At 69.2% G+C, this 19,675-nt stretch carries 20 protein-coding genes; 11 read left to right on the forward strand and 9 right to left on the reverse strand.

Annotated elements, in window-relative coordinates; translation table 11 throughout:
• The first annotated feature begins 14 nt into the window (after nucleotides 1-14).
• The gene (locus tag MW290_RS07145; protein ID WP_250196560.1) at nucleotides 15-737 is read left to right on the forward strand and encodes a hypothetical protein; all 723 of its coding nucleotides are present in this window, start codon (nucleotides 15-17) and stop codon (nucleotides 735-737) included.
• A gap of 40 nt (nucleotides 738-777) precedes the next feature.
• Here MW290_RS07145 and urtE read toward each other — a convergent pair whose 3' ends face one another.
• The 5 genes from urtE to urtA all read right to left on the reverse strand — a co-directional run bounded on the left by urtE (nucleotide 778) and on the right by urtA (nucleotide 6,424).
• Nucleotides 778-1,470 (reverse strand): urea ABC transporter ATP-binding subunit UrtE, encoded by a 693-nt coding sequence (gene urtE / locus MW290_RS07150; protein WP_250196561.1) that lies wholly within the window; start codon nucleotides 1,468-1,470, stop codon nucleotides 778-780.
• A 2-nt stretch (nucleotides 1,471-1,472) separates the two neighbouring features.
• Complete coding sequence (gene urtD, locus MW290_RS07155; RefSeq protein ID WP_250196562.1) at nucleotides 1,473-2,351, reverse strand: urea ABC transporter ATP-binding protein UrtD; 879 nt, start codon at nucleotides 2,349-2,351, stop codon at nucleotides 1,473-1,475.
• On the reverse strand, nucleotides 2,348-3,475 hold the full coding sequence (gene urtC / locus MW290_RS07160) for an urea ABC transporter permease subunit UrtC (protein ID WP_250196563.1): 1,128 nt from the start codon (nucleotides 3,473-3,475) through the stop codon (nucleotides 2,348-2,350). Before urtC ends, urtD begins: the two co-directional genes overlap by 4 nt.
• Before the next feature lie 31 nt (nucleotides 3,476-3,506).
• Entirely contained in the window at nucleotides 3,507-5,093 is a 1,587-nt protein-coding gene (gene urtB, locus MW290_RS07165) for an urea ABC transporter permease subunit UrtB (RefSeq protein ID WP_250196564.1), read from the reverse strand.
• A gap of 65 nt (nucleotides 5,094-5,158) precedes the next feature.
• Entirely contained in the window at nucleotides 5,159-6,424 is a 1,266-nt protein-coding gene (gene urtA / locus MW290_RS07170; RefSeq protein ID WP_375142823.1) for an urea ABC transporter substrate-binding protein, read from the reverse strand.
• 175 nt (nucleotides 6,425-6,599) lie between these two features.
• On the opposite strand from urtA, the gene MW290_RS07175 reads away from it, so the two are divergent.
• Nucleotides 6,600-7,499 (forward strand): PEP-CTERM sorting domain-containing protein, encoded by a 900-nt coding sequence (locus tag MW290_RS07175; protein ID WP_250196565.1) that lies wholly within the window; start codon nucleotides 6,600-6,602, stop codon nucleotides 7,497-7,499.
• A 4-nt stretch (nucleotides 7,500-7,503) separates the two neighbouring features.
• Here the strand turns inward: MW290_RS07175 and MW290_RS07180 are convergent, their stop codons facing one another.
• From MW290_RS07180 to MW290_RS07190, 3 genes are read right to left on the reverse strand one after another with little or no spacing between them, the layout of a single operon-like run.
• Nucleotides 7,504-8,097 carry a flavin reductase family protein gene (locus MW290_RS07180; protein WP_250196566.1) on the reverse strand — a complete coding sequence of 198 codons (594 nt, stop codon included), beginning with the start codon at nucleotides 8,095-8,097 and terminating at the stop codon, nucleotides 7,504-7,506.
• 9 nt (nucleotides 8,098-8,106) lie between these two features.
• Nucleotides 8,107-9,702, reverse strand: a complete 1,596-nt coding sequence (locus MW290_RS07185; RefSeq protein WP_250196567.1) for a hypothetical protein — start codon at nucleotides 9,700-9,702, stop codon at nucleotides 8,107-8,109.
• A 34-nt stretch (nucleotides 9,703-9,736) separates the two neighbouring features.
• Nucleotides 9,737-10,411, reverse strand: coding sequence for a cysteine hydrolase family protein (locus MW290_RS07190; protein WP_250196568.1), 675 nt, complete (start codon nucleotides 10,409-10,411; stop codon nucleotides 9,737-9,739).
• A gap of 178 nt (nucleotides 10,412-10,589) precedes the next feature.
• Between MW290_RS07190 and atzF the strand changes: the two genes are divergently transcribed.
• From atzF to MW290_RS07230, 8 genes are read left to right on the forward strand one after another with little or no spacing between them, the layout of a single operon-like run.
• A complete protein-coding gene (gene atzF / locus MW290_RS07195; RefSeq protein ID WP_250196569.1) occupies nucleotides 10,590-12,419 on the forward strand; it encodes an allophanate hydrolase in 1,830 nt (609 codons plus the stop codon).
• 42 nt (nucleotides 12,420-12,461) lie between these two features.
• Nucleotides 12,462-13,457 (forward strand): ABC transporter substrate-binding protein, encoded by a 996-nt coding sequence (locus MW290_RS07200; RefSeq protein WP_250193999.1) that lies wholly within the window; start codon nucleotides 12,462-12,464, stop codon nucleotides 13,455-13,457.
• A 5-nt stretch (nucleotides 13,458-13,462) separates the two neighbouring features.
• A complete protein-coding gene (locus tag MW290_RS07205; protein ID WP_250194000.1) occupies nucleotides 13,463-14,308 on the forward strand; it encodes an ABC transporter permease in 846 nt (281 codons plus the stop codon).
• A 3-nt stretch (nucleotides 14,309-14,311) separates the two neighbouring features.
• Nucleotides 14,312-15,133, forward strand: a complete 822-nt coding sequence (locus tag MW290_RS07210; protein WP_250194001.1) for an ABC transporter ATP-binding protein — start codon at nucleotides 14,312-14,314, stop codon at nucleotides 15,131-15,133.
• Nucleotides 15,130-15,360 carry a DUF4089 domain-containing protein gene (locus MW290_RS07215; protein WP_250194002.1) on the forward strand — a complete coding sequence of 77 codons (231 nt, stop codon included), beginning with the start codon at nucleotides 15,130-15,132 and terminating at the stop codon, nucleotides 15,358-15,360. Before MW290_RS07210 ends, MW290_RS07215 begins: the two co-directional genes overlap by 4 nt.
• The gene (locus MW290_RS07220; RefSeq protein WP_250194003.1) at nucleotides 15,357-16,772 is read left to right on the forward strand and encodes an AtzE family amidohydrolase; all 1,416 of its coding nucleotides are present in this window, start codon (nucleotides 15,357-15,359) and stop codon (nucleotides 16,770-16,772) included. Before MW290_RS07215 ends, MW290_RS07220 begins: the two co-directional genes overlap by 4 nt.
• Nucleotides 16,769-17,194, forward strand: a complete 426-nt coding sequence (gene hpxZ, locus MW290_RS07225; protein ID WP_250194004.1) for an oxalurate catabolism protein HpxZ — start codon at nucleotides 16,769-16,771, stop codon at nucleotides 17,192-17,194. The genes MW290_RS07220 and hpxZ overlap by 4 nt, the downstream gene beginning before the upstream one ends.
• Before the next feature lie 10 nt (nucleotides 17,195-17,204).
• Nucleotides 17,205-17,960 carry a GntR family transcriptional regulator gene (locus MW290_RS07230; RefSeq protein ID WP_250194005.1) on the forward strand — a complete coding sequence of 252 codons (756 nt, stop codon included), beginning with the start codon at nucleotides 17,205-17,207 and terminating at the stop codon, nucleotides 17,958-17,960.
• A 4-nt stretch (nucleotides 17,961-17,964) separates the two neighbouring features.
• Here MW290_RS07230 and MW290_RS07235 read toward each other — a convergent pair whose 3' ends face one another.
• The gene (locus MW290_RS07235) at nucleotides 17,965-18,432 is read right to left on the reverse strand and encodes a PaaI family thioesterase (protein WP_250194006.1); all 468 of its coding nucleotides are present in this window, start codon (nucleotides 18,430-18,432) and stop codon (nucleotides 17,965-17,967) included.
• 155 nt (nucleotides 18,433-18,587) lie between these two features.
• On the opposite strand from MW290_RS07235, the gene MW290_RS07240 reads away from it, so the two are divergent.
• A complete protein-coding gene (locus MW290_RS07240; protein WP_250194007.1) occupies nucleotides 18,588-19,673 on the forward strand; it encodes a phosphotransferase in 1,086 nt (361 codons plus the stop codon).
• The last annotated feature ends 2 nt before the right edge of the window (nucleotides 19,674-19,675 follow it).

Here is a 19,675-nt window from a genome sequence, read left to right on the forward strand (position 1 = left end):
TTGATGTCGAAACGATGAATTCGCAACTCCCCCTCGACAAGACCGCCCGTTGGGCCGGCGATGACACGCGCGACGCCTCGTTGCGCTGGGCGGGGCTGTGGGCCCCGCTGTTCGCGGTGGCGGTGGCGCTGCTGTGGGCCGAATGCCTGCCACGCGCGCTGGTGATGGACCTGATCCACGAGAACGGCCCGGTCGAAAGCCTGACCACGCTGCTGTACCTGTGCGCCGCCGTGGCGCTGTGGTGCGTGGCGCGCCCGCAGCAAGGCGGCGCCACGCGGCTGGGGTTGACGGTGATGCTGCTGGCCTTCGCCGCCCGCGAGCAGGACCTGCACAAGGCCTTCACCGACACCAGCGTGCTCAAGGTCAGCTTCTACCTGAACGATCACCCGCTGCACCAGAAGCTGGTGGCACTGCCCATCCTGCTGGTGATTGCGGGCACCGCGCTGTGGCTGCTGGCCCGCCACGCCCGCCCGATGTGGCAGGGCCTGCGCCGCGCCCGCCCGCTGGCGATCACCGTGGCCATCTTCTTCGTCACGCTGGTGGCCACCAAGGTCATCGACCGCAGCTTCGCCATCCTGGCCGAAGACTTCGGCGTGCACATGTCCGACCAGCTGGACACCATCCTGTCGGCGCTGGAAGAGGTGGTGGAGTGCAGCCTGCCGCTGATCGCAGTGGCGGGCCTGCTGCAGCACCAGCGTGAGCGGAAGGCCGCCGAGGCGGAGCACCCGGCGCCCTGATGACAGGTCGCCACCCGCCGAGCGGGTGGCGCTGCCGAGGCTAGATCGACATCAGCTCGCGCACGCCGTTGGCCTGCATGTCGGCGCCGCGGCCGCGGGCAATGATCTCGCCGCGCTCCATCACCAGGTACTGGTCGGCCAGTTCCTCGGCGAAGTCGTAGTACTGCTCCACCAGCACGATGGCCATGTTGCCGCGGTCGGCCAGCATGCGGATCACGCGGCCGATGTCCTTGATGATGCTGGGCTGGATGCCCTCGGTGGGTTCGTCCAGGATCAGCAGCTTGGGGCCGGCCGCCAGCGCACGGCCGATGGCCAGCTGCTGCTGCTGCCCGCCCGACAGGTCGCCGCCGCGGCGGTGGATCATCTGCTTGAGCACCGGAAACAGCTCGAAGATCTCGGCCGGCACCGGCACGCTGCCGCTCTTGTAGGCCAGGCCCATGCGCAGGTTGTCCTCCACCGTCAGCCGGCCGAAGATCTCGCGGCCCTGGGGCACATAGCCCACGCCGCGCTTGACGCGCTCGTACGGCTTTTCCTTGCCCATCTCCTGCCCGTCGAGCTTGATGCTGCCGGTCTTGATCGGCACCACGCCCATCAGGCTCTTGAGCAGCGTGGTCTTGCCCACGCCGTTGCGGCCGAGGATGACGGTCACCTCGCCGATCTTCGCTTCGAACGACAGGTTGCGCAGGATGTGCGAACCGCCGTAGTACTGGTTCAGGCCTTCGACTTGCAACATGGCTAGCGCCCCAAATAAACCTCGACCACCTTGTCGTTGGCCTGCACGTCGGCCAGCAGACCCTCGGCCAGCACGCTGCCTTCATGCAGCACCGTCACCTTCTTGCGGCCCTCGGTCAGCTGGTCCACGAACTTCATGTCGTGCTCCACCACCACCAGCGAGTGCCGGCCTTCCAGCGACAGGAACAGCTCGGCCGTGCGCTCGGTTTCTTCGTCGGTCATGCCGGCCACCGGCTCGTCCAGCAGCAGCAGCTTGGGGTCCTGCATCAGCAGCATGCCGATCTCCAGCCATTGCTTCTGACCATGGCTGAGCAGGCCGGCGGTGCGCTGGGCCGCGTCCTTCAGGTGGATCAGCGCCAGGATCTCGCCGATGCGGTCCAGCTGCGCACCCGTCAGGCGCGAGAACACGCTGGCCCGCACGCGGCGGTCGGCCTTCAGCGCCAGCTCCAGGTTCTCGAAGACGCTCAGCTCTTCGTACACCGTGGGCTTCTGGAACTTGCGGCCGATGCCGATCTGCGCGATGTCGTTCTCGCGCAGGCGCAGCAGGTCGATGTTGGAGCCGAAGAACACCTTGCCCTTGTCGGGCCGCGTCTTGCCGGTGATCACGTCCATCATCGTGGTCTTGCCGGCGCCGTTGGGGCCGATGATGCAGCGCAGCTCGCCCACGTTGATGGTGAGCGACAGCGCATTGAGCGCGCGAAAGCCGTCGAAGCTGACGGTGATGTCGTCCACGTAAAGCGCCACGCCCTGCGCGAACTCGGGCACGCCGGCGCGCGCCACGCGGCCGTAGCTGGCATCGCCGCCGGAGCCGCCGACGTTGTTCACCCGCTGCTCATGCGCCTGCCGCAGCTGCGTGCCGGCTTCCATCAGGTCAGGCGTCATTGGCCGGCCTCCTTCTTGAACTTGCGGAACAGCCCCACGATGCCCTGCGGCAGGAACAGCGTGACGGCGATGAAGAGGGCGCCCAGGAAGTACAGCCACACCTCGGGGAAGGCCACGGTGAACCAGCTCTTGGCGCCATTGACGAAGAAGGCGCCGACGATGGGGCCGATCAGCGTGGCGCGGCCGCCCACCGCGGCCCAGATCGCGATCTCGATGCTGGCCGCCGGCGTCATCTCGCTGGGGTTGATGATGCCCACCTGGGGCACGTACAGCGCACCGGCCACCGCGCACATCACGGCCGACAGCGTCCAGATGCTGAGCTTGTAGGCCAGCGGGTCGTAGCCGGTGAACATCACCCGCGTCTCGGCATCGCGGATGGCCTGCAGCACACGGCCGTACTTGCTGTTCACGATCCAGCGCGCCATCAGGTAAAAGCCGATGAGCACCAGCCCGGTGAGCACGAACAGCGTGATGCGGGTGGACGGCGTGGCGATGGGCAGGTCGAGGATGCGCTTGAAGTCGGTGAAGCCGTTGTTGCCGCCGAAGCCGGTTTCATTGCGGAAGAACAGCAACATCGCCGCGAAGGTCATGGCCTGCGTGATGATGGAGAAGTACACGCCCTTGATGCGCGAGCGGAAGGCGAAGAAGCCGAACACGAAGGCCAGCAGCCCGGGCACCAGCAGCACCAGCAGCATCTGCGCGATGAAGGAATCGCTCAGCGCCCAGTGCCACGGCAGTTCCTTCCAGTCGAGGAACACCATGAAGTCGGGCAGGTCGCTCTTGTAGTTGCCGTCGCGGCCGATCTGGCGCATGAGGTACATGCCCATGCCGTAGCCGCCCAGCGCGAAGAAGAGCCCGTGCCCCAGCGACAGGATGCCGGTGTAGCCCCAAATCAGGTCCATCGCCAGCGCGCAGATGGCGTAGCACATGATCTTGCCGATGAGGCCGATCGAATAGTCGCTCAGGTGCAGCATGCTGCCCTCGGGCACCAGCAGGTTCAGCACCGGGGCCAGCACGCACACCACCAGCAGTGCCACGAACACGCCCGTCCAGCCCTTGGGGCCCAGCAGCGTGCCGCGCTTGGGGGCGGGCAGCGTGAAGGTGGGAGGTAACACAGCACTCATTCGATTTCTCCGTTCATGCAGGCAGCGCGCGTCATGCCTCGGCGCTCCGACCCTTCATGGCGAAGAGTCCCTGCGGCCGCTTCTGGATGAACACCACGATGAACACCAGCACCATGATCTTGGCCAGCACAGCGCCGGCCCAGCCTTCCAGCAGCTTGTTCAGCACGCCCAGGCCCAGGCCCGCCACCACGGTGCCCGCCAGCTGGCCCACGCCACCCAGCACCACCACCATGAACGAGTCGACGATGTAGCTCTGGCCCAGGTCGGGGCCCACGTTGCCCACCTGCGAGAGGGCGCAGCCCGCCAGGCCGGCGATGCCGGCGCCCAGCGCGAAGGCATAGGTGTCCACCCGTGCGGTGTTCACGCCCACGCAGGAGGCCATGCGCCGGTTCTGCGTCACGCCGCGCACGAACAAGCCCAGCCGCGTGCGGGCGATCATCAGCGCCACGCCGCCCAGCACGATGAAGGCAAAGGCCAGGATCGCCAGCCGGTTGTAGGGCAGCGTCAGGTTGCTCATCACCTGCACGCCGCCGCTCATCCAGGCCGGGTTCTCCACCGGCACGTTCTGCGCGCCGAAGAGCGAGCGCACCGCCTGCATCAGCACCAGGCTGATACCCCAGGTGGCCAGCAGCGTTTCCAGCGGCCGGCCGTACAGCCAGCGGATCACGCTGCGCTCCATCAGCGCGCCCACCAGCGCGCTGGCCAAAAAGCTCAGCGGAATGGCCGCCAGCACGTACCAGTCGAAGGCGCCGGGCAGGTACTGGCGGAACAGGTTCTGCACCACGAAGGTGGCGTAGGCGCCGATCATCATCAGCTCGCCATGGGCCATGTTGATCACGCCCATCAGCCCGTAGGTGATGGCCAGGCCCAGCGCCACCAGCAACAGGATGGAGCCGAGGCTGGCGCCAGTGAACAGCACGCCCATCCATTCACCGATGGACAGCCGGCGCTCGACGGCCGTCAGCGCCTTGGCCAGGGCGGCGCGCACGGCGGGGTCGCTCTCGCCGCCGGTGGCCAGGCGCTCCAGCAGCAGGCTGCGGGTGTTGGGGTCGTCGCTGGCCTCCAGCAGCTTGGCGGCGGCCAGACGCTTGTCGGGTTCGGGCGCGCTCACCAGCACGCTGGCCTTCAACAGGCTCAGCTGCTTCTTCAGCGCGGCATCGGGTTCGGCGGCTTCGGCCTTGTCCAGCAGCGGCATCAGGCCTTCGTCGGCCTGGTCGCGCAGCTGGGTGATGGCGGCGGCGCGCTGCGCCCGGTCGGGCGAAAACAACTGCAGCGAAGCCAGCGCCGCCTGCAGCGTGCGGCGGATGCGGTTGTTGTTGACCGGGTCTTCCGCGGTCTCGGGCACGTTGGCCACGGGCTGGCCGGTGGCCGCGTCGGTGGCCTGGCCGTCACGCACGATCAGCACCTGCTCGGGCGTGATCTTGACGGCATCGTCCAGCAGGGCCTGCGCCAGCGGCGCCAGGCCGGTGTCGGCGGCGGCCAGTGCGGCCTGCACGGCCGCGATGCGCTCATCGCTGTCGCCGGTGGCAATTGCACGCGCCTGCTGCGGCGTCAGTGCATGGGCCCCGACGCTGAGCAACAGCGCCAGCAAGCCCGGCACGATCCAACGGACCTGCATGGTCATCCCTTCTTGTGGTGCGGGCCGCGGCGTTCAGACGCCGCGGCCGGTGGCCTCAGGCCGGCTTACTTCTTCTCGGGCACGTTCTTCTTCCCCTTGTTCTCGGGGATGTAGTCGCTCCAGGGGTCGGCCACCACCGGGCCCGGCGTCTTCCACACCACGTTGAACTGGCCGTCGGCCTTCACTTCACCGATGAACACCGGCTTGTGCAGGTGGTGGTTTTCCTTGTCCATCGTGGCGGTGAAGCCGCTGGGTGCCTTGAAGGTCTGGCCGGCCATCGCCGCGATCACCTTGTCGGTGTCGGTGCTCTTGGCCTTCTCGACCGCCTGCGCCCACATGTGGATGCCGATGTAGGTGGCTTCCATCGGGTCGTTGGTCAGCGGCTTGTCCTTGTGGCCCGGGATGTTCTTGGCCTTGGCATAGCTGCTCCAGGCCTTGATGAAGGCATCGTTCGTCGGGTTCTTCACCGACATGAAGTAGTTCCAGGCGGCCAGGTGGCCCACCAGCGGCTTGGTGTCCACGCCGCGCAGCTCTTCTTCACCCACGCTGAAGGCCACCACCGGCACGTCGGTCGCCTTCAGGCCCTGGTTGCCCAGTTCCTTGTAGAAGGGCACGTTGGAGTCGCCGTTGATGGTGGACACCACCGCGGTCTTCTTGCCTTCGGAAGAGAACTTCTTGATCTTGGCGATGATGCTCTGGTAGTCCGAATGGCCGAAGGGGGTGTACTCCTCCATGATGTCGGCCTCGGCCACGCCCTTGCTCTTGAGGAAGGCGCGCAGGATCTTGTTGGTGGTGCGCGGGTACACGTAGTCGGTGCCCAGCAGCACGAAGCGCTTGGCGCTGCCGCCGTCCTTGCTCATCAGGTATTCCACCGCCGGGATGGCCTGCTGGTTGGGCGCGGCGCCGGTGTAGAACACGTTCTTGCTCAGCTCTTCACCCTCGTACTGCACGGGGTAGAACAGCAGGCTGTTCAGCTCTTCGTACACCGGCAGCACGCTCTTGCGGCTGACCGAGGTCCAGCAGCCGAAGGTGACAGCCACCTTGTCCTTGGTGATCAGCTGGCGGGCCTTCTCGGCGAACAGCGGCCAGTTGGAGGCGGGGTCCACCACCACCGGCTCGAGCTTCTTGCCCAGCACGCCGCCCTTGGCGTTGATCTCGTCGATGGTCATCAGCGCGACGTCCTTGAGGACCGTCTCCGAGATGGCCATGGTGCCCGACAGCGAGTGCAGCACACCGACCTTGATGGTCTCCTGGGCCTGCACGGCGGTGGCGCCCATGGCGGCCAGCGCCAGGGCGGAGAGCTTGATCGAGAAGGAACGGCGAGTGGTCATGGGTACCCCTTGTTGGCGTTGAAGCGACCGTGGATCGGACGCTGCGCAGGTTAGGGATGACCCGGGGGATCGGCCATACGCCGGATGGCGTACGGCGGCCGGCGCTTGCGTTCTGGGGATGGGCGGTGCGGCGCACCCACCCCCAGAATGCCGACGTCTCATGAGAGGAGCCGACATGCGTGCATCCCTCCTGGCTGCGGCGGCCTGCATCGCCGCCGCGGGCGCCCTGCTGCCCACCACCGCGGCGGCGAGCTTCTACTCGTCGGCCGAGGTGCGAGCGGAAGCCGGCGGCGTCGTGCTGGACCTGCGCAATGGCCAGTCCAACAGCGGCGATGGCCGTGTGCCCCAGTTCGCGCATGGCGAAAAGTCCTGGCCGGCAGGCGGCATCAACACCGGCAGCTTCGTGGCCGACTCGCGCGCGGCGGTGGGTTCGCTGTCGGCCTCGGCTTCACTGGACATCACGCGTGCCCTCAGCGGCGTGTTCCAGGTCGCGCCCGACGCCGAGGTGCTGTCGCAGGCCAGCTTCCGCGACGAGTGGACGGTTGGCGGGCAGCCCCTGGACACCATCGGGCGCATGCGCATCACCACGCACTTCGACGGCTCGGCCAGCAGCAGCAGCACGGTCTTCTCCGACGCGTGGGGCCGCTACGACCTGGACGTGACCAGCCTGGAAGCCTTCAACAATGTGCTGGACTCGGCCGCCTACAACTCGCAGCGGCAGCAGTCGATCGATCAGACCGCCACGCTGGAGTTCGACTTCCGCTATGGCCGGCCCATCCTGCTCAATGCGCTGCTGGTCGCGGTGGTGCAGGTGGAAGCGCCCACCAGCACCTTCTTTTCCGGCAGCGGCGAAGCCGCCTTCGGCAACACCGCCAGCATCACCAAGCTGGAAGTGCGCGGCGCCGACGGCGTGTTCACCACTCAGGTCGATCTGCAGACGCTGTCGGGCGGCATCTACCCGTTCATGACGGCGGTGCCGGAGCCGGGTACGGCGGTGCTGATGCTGGGGGGGTTGGCAGCTGGGGGTTGGGTGGCACGGCGGCGCTGTGGCCACATCGGCGTGGCCGGCGGCTGAACGCCTAGCGCGGCGCCAGCACCTGCCCCTGCACCGTGCGCGCCGGCAGCACGAACTGGCCGCCGCCCAGGTGGTGCAGCGTGTGCAGGTTGGTGTTGTCGTCGCGGAAGGACCAGCGGCCGTGGTCGAACACCCGGCTGTCCGCCTGGGCCGACACCACCTCGGCGAAGCAGGTGTCGTAGGCGTCTTCGGTGTGCGGCTCGGGGATCAGCCGGCACTCCATCCAGGCCACGCAGCCCTGCACCAGCGGCAGGCCCAGCACCGGGCCGGCGAAGTGGCCGATGCCGTAGGTGTCGAACTTGTCGGGGCTGCCGCTGGTGGCCAGGTCGCGGCCCGAGACGCTGCCCATGGTGTAGGTGGCGTCGCGCACCGCATGGCAGGGCACGCTGATCGCGAACTGGCCGCTGGCGGCGATGAGCTCGCGGGTGAAGGTCTTCTTGTCGATCACCACCGCGATGCGCGGCGGATCGAACTCCACCGGCATCGACCAGGCGGCGGCCATCACGTTGCGGCGGCCGCCATGGGCGGCCGACACCAGCACCGTGGGGCCATGGTTGATGAGGCGGCCCGCATGGGCCAGCAGCACAGGCTTGTTCATGCCTCCAGTCTAGGCCGGCACCGGCTCCGCATGCTCGGCCGCCTTCGGCTCCACCTGGGCCAGCTTGGCGCAGGCCAGCAGCACCGCGGCAAAGCCCAGGTAGCTCACCGCCACCGGCAGGCTCTGGCCGATGCCGATCTGCTCGCCGTGCATGAAGCCGAAGAAGGTCATCAGCGCACCGGCCACCGCAAAGGCCGCGGCCTTGACCAGCTCACGGTCGATGATGAAGGTGGCGATGGCGCCCAGCACCAGCCCGCCCAGAATGGCGCCGCCGCCCAGCACTTCCAGCCCGTGGTACAGCACGCCGGTCTGGCCCAGCTTGTCCAGGCCCACGGCCGCGGCACTGGTGCCGGCAGCGCCCAGCGCGTTGTCGATCTGCAGCTTGCCCCAGGCCGCCAGGTGCGGCATGAAGGCCAGGATCACCGCCGGTGCATGGCTGCGCGGCGTTTCCTGGAAGGCCTGCGCGCCGATCAGCATGCCGATGTAGAGCAGGATGGGCGCGATGGCCACCACCGGGATCAGCGAGGTCATCACCGAGATGATGCCCAGCCAGCACATCAGCAGCACCACGATGCCGGTGGCCGCCGAGTAGCCGATGCGCCCGCCCATCGACTTCCAGCCCGGGTGGCCGATGTACACCGCATTGATGAAGGGATTGCCCATCAGGCAGCCGATCAGGCTGACCACACCGTCGGCCGTCAGCACCCGGGTGGTGGGAAAGTGGTCGCCGCCGGCGGCCGCGCTTTCCACGTTGTCCATCGCCTCTACCAGGTCGTAGATGCCGAAGGGGATGGCGGTGACCAGGATGATGCCCAGGAACTCGAAGCCCGAGAACACATGGCCCACCGCCGGCAGCGGCACCGAGAAGCCGAAGTTGCTGAACGAGGCCACCAGGTTGGCCAGGCTCATGCCGCCGATGGGCATGCCCAGCGCCGTGGAGCCCCAGGCGATGATGCAACCCACCGCGATGGCCACCAGGCCGGCCGGCACGCCGCGGAACCAGCGCACGCCGCCGAACCAGCTGACCAGGATGATGGCGAAGCACACCACGCCCAGCAGCGGCGTCATGAACATCTCCAGCGCCGGCCGCAGCGCGATGAAGGCGATGGAGACGCCAGCCAGCGTGCCCAGCAGCGCGGCTCGCGGCGTGATGCGGCGGATGACCGGCGCGATGAAGCCGCCCACCATCAGCACGAAGCTCTGCACGAACACCCAGGTGAGGCCGGCCTCCCAGCCCTTGATCGGGTCGCCCGTCTTCAACGAGATGGGCAGCATGATGACGAACACCACCACGAACATGTGCGGCACGCTGATGCCCGAGGGCAGTGCGCACACGTCGTTGCGGCCCGTCTTCTTGGCCAGCTGCCAGGCCAGCCAGGCGTAGTACAGCGTGGACAGGGCCATCATCAGCCCGGCCGCCGGCAGGATGCGGCCGAACACGATGGGGTCGGGCATCTTCAGCACGTAGCGCAGCAGGCCGGTGAGCACCAGCAGGTTCACCAGGATGTTGGTGCCGAAGCCGAAGAAGGCATTCCAGTCGCCGGGCGCCCAGAGCCGGGGACCGTTGCCGGCGGCAGACGCCGTCGGGATGCGTGCAGTGGTCATGGATCTACTCCTGCAGTGAAGCGTTGAACAGCGGTCAGCCGGCGCGGTCGAGCGCGGCCACAAGGCGGGTCGAGTCGCTGACCCAGCCGAAGATGCCGCCCTGCGCATGCACCATGCGCAAGGCAACCTCGTGGAACTCGGGGAAGTAGGAGGCGCAGCAGTCGGCCGGCACCAGGCAGCGGTAGCCGCGGTCGTTGGCCTCGCGCACGGTGGTGTGCACGCACACCTCGGTGGTGACGCCGCAGACGATCAGGTCGCGGATGCCGCGGTACTGCAGCATCGGCCCCAGGTCGGTGGCATGGAAGGCGCCCTTGCCGGGCTTGTCGATCACCGGCTCGCCCGCTTGCGGGTACAGCTCCGGGATGATGTCGTGGCCGGGCTCGCCGCGGATGAGGATGCGGCCCATGGGCCCCGGCGCCCCGATGCGCAGGCTGGGCGCGCCGCGCTGCACCTTGGCCGGCGGCGCATCGCTCAGGTCGGGGCGGTGCCCTTCCCGCGTGTGGATGACCAGCAGCCCCGCAGCACGCGCCGCCGACAGCAGCCGCTGGCACGGCGCGATGGCCGCGCGCAGCAGCGAGACGTCGTTGCCCAGGCTTTCACCGAAACCACCGGGCTCGATGAAGTCGCGCTGCATGTCGATGAGGATCAGCGCGGTGTGCAGCGGATCGAGATCGAACGGGGCGGGCAAGGCGTCGACGATGACAGTCATGGCAGGGCTCCGGTGATCCAACTTGATGCATACGAACTGGGATACCAGTTGGTCGACGTGGGCTTTGCAATAAGCAAGCCATGACCACGCTGCCGTGCCGCGCCCCTCTGATGCCGGGCCTCACGGCGCCTGGCATGGTTGATGCAAGTGCACCAACTGGTATACCAACGCGTGCACCATGAACGAACAAGTACCGCTCACCCTGGCCGATTGGCGTGCCGCCTACCTGGCCGGCGCCCGCCCTGCCGAGCTGCTGGCCGCGCGGCTGGCCCATGTGCAGGCCCACAGCCCGCGTGAAGCCTGGATCCGGCTGGCCACGCCCGATGAGGTGCAGGCGCAGGCGGGCGCGCTGCAGGCGCGGCTCGATGCCGCAGGCGGCGACCTGACCCCGCTGCTGGCGGAGCTGCCGCTGTTCGGCGTGCCCTTCGCCGTGAAGGACAACATCGATGTGGCCGGCGTGCCCACCACCGCCGCCTGCCCGGCCTTTGCCTACACCCCAGGCACCGACGCGGGCACGGTGGCGCGGCTGCGCGCCGCTGGCGCGGTGTGGCTGGGCAAGACCAACCTCGACCAGTTCGCCACCGGCCTGGTGGGCGCCCGCTCACCCTACGGTCAGCCGGCCAGCACCTTCGACGCCAGCCGTGTGAGTGGCGGCAGCAGTTCAGGTTCGGCGGTGGCGGTGGCGCGTGGCGACGTGGCCTTTGCGCTGGGCACCGACACCGCCGGCTCCGGCCGCGTGCCAGCCGGCTTCAACAACATCGTGGGGCTGAAGCCCACGCCCGGTCGCGTGAGCAGCAGCGGCGTGGTGCCGGCCTGCCGCAGCCTGGACTGCGTGTCGGTGTTCGCGCTGACGGTGGACGACGCGGCCGAGGTGCTGGCGGTGATGGAGGGCGAAGACGCCACCGACGCCTACAGCCGCTTCGTGCCCGGCCCGGCGCAGCTGCCGGCCACGCTGCGCATCGGCGTGCCGGCCCAGCCGGTGCTGGACGCCACGCACGAAGCCGCCTGGCAGCAGGCGCTGGCGCAGGCGCGGGCGCTGGGCCACACGCTGGTGCCGCTGGACTTTGCGCCGCTGCATGCGGTGGCCGAGCTGCTGTACGGCGGCCCCTGGGTGGCCGAGCGGCATGCCGCGGTGCAGGCGCTGCTGGACAGCCAGCCCGAAGCCTTCGACCCCACGGTGCGCGCCGTCATCACCCAGGCGCTGCGCTTCAGCGCCACCGACGCCTTCCGCGGCCAGTACACGCTGCGTGCGGCCCAGCAGGCCAGCGCCGCCTGGTGGCAGCAGGTGGACGTGCTGATGGTGCCCACCTCACCGGGCCACCCCAGCTTCGTGCAGCTGCAGGCCGACCCCATCGGCGCCAACAGCCGGCTGGGCACCTACACCAACTTCGTCAACCTGCTGGGCTGGAGCGCGCTGGCGCTGCCCGCCGGCTTCACCTCGCAGGGCCTGCCGGCCGGCATCACCTTCATCGGCCCGGCCAACACCGATGCGGCGCTGGCCCGCCTGGGCCAGGGTTGGCAGCAGGCCCTGGCACTGCCCCTGGGCGCCACCGACCGGCCCTGCCCGGCCGACGCGCCGCCCCCGCTGCGCGCACCTGCCACCGAGGCCACGCTGCCCATCGCCGTGGTGGGCGCCCACCTGTCAGGCATGCCGCTCAACGGCCAGCTCACCGAGCGCGGCGCCACGCTGCGCGAGGCCACGCACACCGCGCCGCTGTACCGCCTGTTCGCGCTGCCCGGCACCGTGCCGCCCAAGCCCGGGCTGCAGCGCGTGGCCGAAGGTGGCGCCGCCATCGCGGTGGAGGTGTGGGACGTGCCGCTGCGCCACGTCGGCAGCTTCCTCGCCCTCATTCCGCCGCCGCTGGGCCTGGGCAGCCTGCAGCTGGCCGATGGCCGTGTGGTGCACGGCTTCATCTGCGAAGGCCATGCGCTGGCGGCCGCCACCGACGTCACCCATTTCGGCGGCTGGCGCGCCTACGTGGCCGCCCTGAAGGCGCGCAGCGCCTGACGCCGCCCTGCCCTGTTTCCCTCAGTACCTAGGACCCGGACCATGAGCACACGCCGCACACATCCCACCCGCCGCCGCATGCTGGCCGGCAGCGCCGCCGCCGCTGCCACGCTGGCCTTGCCCGCCCTGGTGCGGGCGCAGGCCGGCCCCAAGATCCGCATCGGCTACTGGCCGGTGGCCGCTGGCCTGCCCTTCTTCGCCGCAGTGGAAAAGGGCTACTTCAAGGAAGCCGGCCTGGACGTGGAAGCGCAGAAGTACGCCGGCGCCCAGCAGGTGATGGAAGCCATGCTGGCCGGCCGCTGCGACGGCAGCTCCAACGGCACCGGCTCGGGCAACCTGGGCGTGGGCGAGATCGCCTCGCCAGGGCTCTTCAAGATCATCGCCACCAACCCCAGCAACGCCAAGTACGTGCTGGACCAGTTCCTGGTGCCCAAGGACAGCCCGGTCAAGACGCTGGCCGACCTGAAGGGCAAGCGCGTGGCCAGCGGCCCCGGCATCCAGAACAAGACGCTGGCGCTGACGGTGCTGGAACGCGCGGGCGCCACGGGCACGCCGGTCACCGAACTGCCCATCGGCCAGCATGTGGCCGCGCTGGCCGCCGGCCAGGTGGACGCGGTGTACACGCTGGAGCCCACCGGCACCGTGGGCCGTCTCAATGGCACCACCCGCGTGCTGGAAGCGGGCGTGATCGCCAAGTACATCCTGGGCGATGCGCTGGCGCCGTGGCACGGTGGTTCGGCCGCCCTCACCACGGAGTTCATCAAGAAGTACCCGGCCGAGACCAGGAAGTACATCGCGGCCTATGCCAAGGGCATCGAGCTGGTGCGCAACCAGCCGGCCGAGGCCCGGCAGTACCTCAAGGGCTACACCGCCATCGAAGGGCCGCTGACCGGCGAAGTGCCGCTGGCCTCGTACATGCTGTACAACGAGTTCAAGCCGGCCGACGTGGCGGCCTTCCAGAAGTTCTTCGACCTGTTCACCGAAAAGGGCGTGTTCGAGAAGAAGCTGGACGTGGCCTCGCTGCTGTACAAGGGTTGACGCACATGGCCGCGCCCTCCTCCGCCACGCCAGCCGCTGCGCCCTGGCAAGCGCCCGCCAACGGCGCGCCGGCCGCTGCTGCCGCGCCCCGCAGCGGCTTCCAGGCCGGGCGCCTGCTGCCCTTCGTCGGGCCGCTGGTGCTGTTCATCGTGTGGGACCTGGTGGTGCGCGCCGGTCTCATCAAGCCCATCCTGCTGCCGCCGCCAGGCGCCACGCTGCAGACGCTGGTCACCGGCCTGGCCGGCGGGCCGCTGATGATCGACTTCGCCGTCACCGTGTGGCGCACGGTGCAGGCCTTCCTGATCGCCGCCGTCATCGGCATGCCGCTGGGCGTGCTGCTGGGCAGCAACGAGAAGGCCTACCGCAGCGTCGAGTTCCTGATCGACTTCTTCCGCTCCACGCCCTCGTCGGCGCTGATCCCGCTGTTCCTGCTGATCTTCGGCGTATCAGACATCAACAAGGTGGCCATCGCCGCCTTCGGCGCGCTGCTCATCGTGGTGTTCAACAGCGCCTATGGCGTCATCAACGCGCGCAAGCAGCGGGTGATGGCGGCCAAGGTGATGGGCGCCACGCGCTGGCAGATCTTCAAGGACGTGCTGGTGTGGGAAAGCCTGCAGCCCAGCTTCGTGGGCCTGCGCTCGGCGGTGTCGATGGCGCTGGTGATCGTGGTGGTGGCCGAGATGTTCATCGGCTCGGACAACGGCCTGGGCCACCGCATCATCGACGCGCAGCAGGTGCTCAACGTCAAGACGATGTACGCCGCCATCCTGGCCGCGGGCATCCTGGGCTACGTGCTCAACATCCTGTTCCTGGTGCTGGAACGCAAGATCGTCCACTGGTCGGGGAGGTAAGCCATGTCCGCCGTCTTGAACGCCCCCGTGGTGGCCGACGTGCCGCAACGGCCCTTCGTGCCCGGCCCGGCCGGCACCCACATCACCATCCGCGGGCTTACCAAGTACTTTGCGGGCTGGCCGCTGTACGAGAACTTCGACCTCGACATTCCCAAGGGCCGCATCGTCTCGGTGTTCGGGCCCAACGGCTGCGGCAAGAGCACGCTGATCAACATGATCGCCGGGCTCATCCCCATCGACGCGGGGCAGATCCTGTTCGACGGCAAGAGCCTGAAGGACACCAAGATCGGCTACGTGTTCCAGAACTACCGCGAAGCGATGTTCCCGTGGATGCGCACCATCGACAACATCGCCTACCCGCTGAAGCTGGAAGGCCGCAGCAAGGCCGAGGTGGACCGCCGCATGGCCGAGCTGGTGGCTTCGTTCGACGTCAAGTTCGACCTCAACCGCTTCCCGTACGAGCTGTCGGGCGGCCAGCAGCAGACGGCGTCCATCATGCGGGCGCTGGCGCCCAAGCCCGAGGTGCTGTTCCTGGACGAGCCCTTCAGCGCGCTGGACTTCGAGATGACCCTCTTCATCCGCGAGAAGCTGCAGGAGGTGTTCATGCAGACCGGCACCACGATGCTGCTGGTCTCGCACGACCTGGAAGAGGCGGTGTACCTGGCCGACGAGGTGCTGCTGCTCACCAAGCGCCCCACCCGCGTGGCGGAGATCCTGCGCTATGAAGACCCGCGGCCGCGCACCGTGGCCACGCTGTCGGAGCCCAGCTTCGTCAGCACCAAGAAGCTGAGCCTGGAGATCTTTCAGCGCGAGGTGCGGCGATGAGCGGCGCGATGAGCCCCGAGCAGGTGGCCGCCTACGTGGACGCCACCGCGCAGGCGCTGGACCTGCCGCTGCGCCCTGCGCACCGGCCTGGCGTGTTGCGCTACTTCGCGCTGGCGGCCGAGATGGCTGACCTGATCAACCAATTTCCGCTGACGGTGCAGGACGAGCCGGCTCCGGCCTTCGTGCCGATCTCGCCGGCCGACGACGCGCAGGGCCACACCCGATGAACGCCGACGAGCTGCTGCTGCAACCCGCAGCCACCATCGCCCAGGCCGTGCGAGAAGGCCGGGCCACCGCCAGCGCCTTGACGGAAGCGAGCCTGACCCGCATTGCCGCCAGCGACGGGGCGGTGAATGCCTTCACCGACCTGACCGCCGAACGCGCACGCGCCAGCGCCGCCGCCTTAGACCAAAGGCTGGTCGCTGGCGATGAAGCCACCCGCGCGCTGCCGCTGCTGGGCGTGCCTTATGCGGTGAAGAACCTGTTCGACGTGGCGGGCCTGACCACGCTGGCCGGCTCCAAGATCGAGCGTGGCGGCCCCGCGGCCCTGGCCGACGGCCCGCTGGTGCAGCGCATGGACGCGGCCGGCGCGGTGCTGGTGGGCGCGCTCAACATGGACGAGTACGCCTACGGCTTCACCACCGAGAACAGCCATGAGGGCCCCACCCGCAACCCGCATGACCTGACGCGGGTGGCCGGTGGCTCTTCCGGCGGCTCGGCGGCGGCGGTGGCGGCCGGCCAGGTGCCCATCACCCTGGGGTCGGACACCAACGGCTCGATCCGCGTGCCCTCTTCGTTGTGCGGTGTGTTCGGCCTCAAGCCCACCTTCGGCCGGCTGCCGCGCAACGGCAGCTACCCTTTCGTCGCCAGCCTGGACCACCTGGGGCCCTTCGCCCGTTCGGCCCACGACCTGGCGCTGGCCTATGACGCGATGCAGGGCCACGATGCCCATGACCCCGGCTGCGTGGCGCGCGCCGTGGAGCCCACCGCGCCCACGCTGGCCGCGGGCCTGGACGGGCTGCGCATCGGCGTGCTGGGCGGCTGGTTCCACGACCAGGCCGGGCCCGAAGCCCGCGCCGCGGTGCAGCGGGTGGCGCAGGCGCTGGGCGGTCTGCCCACCGTGCTGCTGCCCGAGGCGGCCCGCGCCCGTGCCGCGGCCTTCGTCATCAGCAATTCTGAAGGCGCCACGCTGCACCTGCCCGACCTGCGCACCCGGCCGCAGGACTTCGAGCCGCTGTCGCGCGACCGCTTCCTGGCCGGTGCGCTGCTGCCAGCCGCCTGGGTGCAGCAGGCGCAGCGCATGCGCCGCTGGGTGGCGCTGCGCGCGGCCGAGCTGCTGGCCGAGGTGGATGTGCTCATCGCCCCCGCCACGCCGCTGGTGGCGCCCGCCATCGGCACCGAATGGATCGAGATCAACGGCCAGCGCCTGCCGGCGCGGCCCAGCCTGGGGCTGCTGGCGCAGCCCATCTCCTGCATCGGCCTGCCGGTGTGCGCGGCGCCGGTGTGGGGCTGCCACCCCAGCCTGCCCATCGGCGTGCAGATCATCGCCGCGCCCTGGCGCGAAGACCGGGTGCTGCGCGTGGCGCATGCACTCCAACAACAAGGCGTGTTCAACGCGCCGGTGGCCCGACTCTCATGACCGAAGACCAGATCAACCTGCCCGACGTGCTGGCCGAAGTGCAGGCCGTGTTCAACCGCTACGAAGACGCGCTGGTGAACAACCGCGTGGAGGTGCTGGACGCGCTGTTCTGGAACAGCCCTCACACCGTGCGCTACGGCGCCACCGAGAACCTGGTGGGCTATGCGCAGATCCAGGCCTTCCGCGCCGGCCGCTCGCCCGCGGGGCTGGCGCGCACGCTGGGCCGCACCGTCATCACCACCTTCGGCCGCGACATGGCCACGGCGATGACCGAGTTCCACCGTGCGGGCAGCAGCGCCATCGGCCGCCAGAGCCAGACCTGGGTGCGCTTTGCCGATGGCCAATGGCGCGTGGTGGCCGCGCACGTGAGCCTGCTGGCGGCCGCTTCCAGCCCTTCGGCGGCGGGCGGGGCCGCTGGGTAAGATCGATCGCATGCGCGCCGTCCCCAAGCCCCCTGCCGCTGCCGCCCCCACCGTGGCGCCCGCAGCCCCGCTGCGGGCCAATCTGGCCGAGCAGGTCTACGCCCAGCTCAAGGCCGAGATGGACGACTTCCAGCTGGTGCCGGGCGACCGCTTCTCCGAGGCCGAACTGGGCCAGCGCCTGGGTGTGAGCCGCACGCCGGTGCGTGAAGCCCTGTTCCGCCTGCGCAACGAGGGCTACCTGGACGTGGAGCTGAAGTCGGGCTGGTACGTCAAGCCCATCGACTTCGGCAAGCTGGAACAGCTGTACGACCTGCGGGTGCTGCTGGAACTGGCCAGCGTGCAGCGGCTGTGCGCCCACACCGGCACGCCGGCCGAGGCGCTGGACACGCTCAAGGCCTTGTGGCTGGTGCCCGCCGCCGAGCGACTGGCCGACCCGCGCGAGGTGGGGCTGCTGGACGAGCAGTTCCATGCCACGCTGGTGCGCGCCGCCGGCAATGCCGAGATCGCCCGCGTGCACTGGGACGTGACCGAGCGCATCCGCATCATCCGGCACCTGGACTTCACCCGCGCCGACCGGGTGGAGGCCACCTACAACGAGCACGCCAAGATCCTGCGCGCCGTCATCCAGCGCAAGCCCGACCAGGCGCAGCTGCTGCTCAAGACCCACGTGGAGCAAAGCAAGGCCGAGGTGCGCAAGATCACGCTGGCCACGCTGCACGAGGCCCGCGAACGCGCGGCGCGGGCGCAGCGCCGGCACGGGACCTGATCGGTCAAAGCTTGACCCGCGGCTTCACGGGCTCACGGCCAGTGACCGAGAACACCCCGCTGGCGCGTAGGATCACGCGGTCTTCCACCTGCAGCAGGCATTCGGCAAAGGCCAGCCGCGCACCCTGGCGGCGGATGGTGACGTGCGCCTCCAGCCACTCACCGGGCTTGGCCGACGACAGGAAATCGCTGGTCAGGCTCACCGTCACCATCGATTGCGGCGGATCACGCTGCAGCATCACGTTCATGCCCAGCGCGCAATCGGCCAGCGTGGCCAGCATGCCGCCGTGGGTGACGCCCAGCACATTGGTGTGCTTGTGCTGCACCCGCACGGCCACCACCTGGGTGCCGCTGCCGTCTTCGGCCGGCTTGCCGTACACCGGGCCCAGCGCCGCGAAGTAAGGTCCGCCGTGGTGGATGGTCTTGAAGCCGGGCGGAACCGGTGCGTCGTCGTCGGGCAGGGAGATGCTCATGGCTGAAAGCTGCGATCAAGGATGACCATGGTACGGACAGGGCCGCAGCCCGCCTGCCGCGGACCATACCGCAGTTTCTGAATGTCCGCTGCGCGACAAGCGCATTGGGAAATACCAGCCATTCCAAAACGCCCTGACGCTGGCACACTGGCCCGATGAGCGAACCCCAGCACTCCTTCAACGGCACACGGCCCGTGGCCGCCGCCCACGCCTTCGATGTGGACCGGCTGGACGCCTACCTGTGTGAGCACCTGCCTGGCTACGCCGGCGGCACGCAGGTGGAGCAGTTCAACGGCGGGCAGAGCAATCCCACCTTCAAGCTCATGTCCGGTGGCCGCCACTACGTGCTGCGCCGCAAGCCGCCCGGCGTGCTGCTGCCATCGGCCCATGCGGTGGACCGCGAGTACCGCGTGATCCGCGCGCTGGCCAGCACCGAGGTGCCGGTGGCCAAGGCCCACCTGCTGTGCGAAGACGACTCGGTCATCGGCTCCATGTTCTACGTGATGGACTGCGTGGAGGGCCGCATCTTCTGGGACCCGCAGCTGCCCGGCCTGAGCGCGGCCGAACGCGGCGCGCTGTACGACGAACTCAACCGCGTGATGGCCGCGCTGCACCAGGTCGACCCCACCGCCGTGGGCCTGGCCGACCATGGCAAGCCCGGCGCCTACATGGCGCGGCAGATCGACCGCTGGACCAAGCAGTACCGCGCGTCCGAAACCGAGAAGATCGAGGCTGCCGATGCGCTGATCGACTGGCTGCCGCGCCACCTGCCGCCCGAGCAGGCCACGCCGCGCATCGTGCACGGCGACTACCGCATCGACAACGTGATCTTCCACCCCACCGAGCCGCGCATCCTGGCGGTGCTGGACTGGGAGCTGAGCACGCTGGGCGACCCGCTGGCCGACTTCGCCTACCACTGCATGACCTGGCACATGCCGCAAGGCGCCACCCGCGGCCTGGCCGGTGCCGACTTGGCCGCGATGGGCATTCCCACCGAAGCCGAGTACCTGCAGCGCTACCTGCAGCGCAGCGGCCGGCCGCAGGCCGTGAGCCCGGCCGACTGGGGCTACTACCTGGTGTTCAACATGTTCCGGCTGGTGGGCATCCTGCAGGGCGTGATGGCGCGCGCGCTGCAGGGCAATGCCTCCAACGCCCGCGCGCTGGAAGCCGGGCGCCGCGCCCGCCCGCTGGCCGAGCAAGCCTGGGCGATGGCGCAGCAGCTGGATGCGGGGCGGGGTTGAGC

Source organism: Aquincola tertiaricarbonis (assembly GCF_023573145.1).
Lineage (GTDB): Bacteria > Pseudomonadota > Gammaproteobacteria > Burkholderiales > Burkholderiaceae_C > Aquincola > Aquincola tertiaricarbonis_B.

Bases quoted from the DNA above. Each gene is read 5' to 3' on its own strand.
- MW290_RS07205 (WP_250194000.1), top strand. From the start codon at position 13,463: ATGGCCGCGCCCTCCTCCGCCACGCCAGCCGCTGCGCCCTGGCAAGCG.
- hpxZ (WP_250194004.1), top strand. From the start codon at position 16,769: ATGACCGAAGACCAGATCAACCTGCCCGACGTGCTGGCCGAAGTGCAG.
- MW290_RS07145 (WP_250196560.1), top strand. From the start codon at position 15: ATGAATTCGCAACTCCCCCTCGACAAGACCGCCCGTTGGGCCGGCGAT.
- MW290_RS07235 (WP_250194006.1), bottom strand. From the start codon at position 18,432: ATGAGCATCTCCCTGCCCGACGACGACGCACCGGTTCCGCCCGGCTTC.
- urtB (WP_250196564.1), bottom strand. From the start codon at position 5,093: ATGCAGGTCCGTTGGATCGTGCCGGGCTTGCTGGCGCTGTTGCTCAGC.
- MW290_RS07240 (WP_250194007.1), top strand. From the start codon at position 18,588: ATGAGCGAACCCCAGCACTCCTTCAACGGCACACGGCCCGTGGCCGCC.
- MW290_RS07180 (WP_250196566.1), bottom strand. From the start codon at position 8,097: ATGAACAAGCCTGTGCTGCTGGCCCATGCGGGCCGCCTCATCAACCAT.
- MW290_RS07220 (WP_250194003.1), top strand. From the start codon at position 15,357: ATGAACGCCGACGAGCTGCTGCTGCAACCCGCAGCCACCATCGCCCAG.
- MW290_RS07175 (WP_250196565.1), top strand. From the start codon at position 6,600: ATGCGTGCATCCCTCCTGGCTGCGGCGGCCTGCATCGCCGCCGCGGGC.
- urtE (WP_250196561.1), bottom strand. From the start codon at position 1,470: ATGTTGCAAGTCGAAGGCCTGAACCAGTACTACGGCGGTTCGCACATC.
- urtC (WP_250196563.1), bottom strand. From the start codon at position 3,475: ATGAGTGCTGTGTTACCTCCCACCTTCACGCTGCCCGCCCCCAAGCGC.
- MW290_RS07190 (WP_250196568.1), bottom strand. From the start codon at position 10,411: ATGACTGTCATCGTCGACGCCTTGCCCGCCCCGTTCGATCTCGATCCG.
- MW290_RS07185 (WP_250196567.1), bottom strand. From the start codon at position 9,702: ATGACCACTGCACGCATCCCGACGGCGTCTGCCGCCGGCAACGGTCCC.
- urtD (WP_250196562.1), bottom strand. From the start codon at position 2,351: ATGACGCCTGACCTGATGGAAGCCGGCACGCAGCTGCGGCAGGCGCAT.
- MW290_RS07230 (WP_250194005.1), top strand. From the start codon at position 17,205: ATGCGCGCCGTCCCCAAGCCCCCTGCCGCTGCCGCCCCCACCGTGGCG.
- MW290_RS07200 (WP_250193999.1), top strand. From the start codon at position 12,462: ATGAGCACACGCCGCACACATCCCACCCGCCGCCGCATGCTGGCCGGC.
- atzF (WP_250196569.1), top strand. From the start codon at position 10,590: ATGAACGAACAAGTACCGCTCACCCTGGCCGATTGGCGTGCCGCCTAC.
- MW290_RS07210 (WP_250194001.1), top strand. From the start codon at position 14,312: ATGTCCGCCGTCTTGAACGCCCCCGTGGTGGCCGACGTGCCGCAACGG.
- urtA (WP_375142823.1), bottom strand. From the start codon at position 6,424: ATGACCACTCGCCGTTCCTTCTCGATCAAGCTCTCCGCCCTGGCGCTG.
- MW290_RS07215 (WP_250194002.1), top strand. From the start codon at position 15,130: ATGAGCGGCGCGATGAGCCCCGAGCAGGTGGCCGCCTACGTGGACGCC.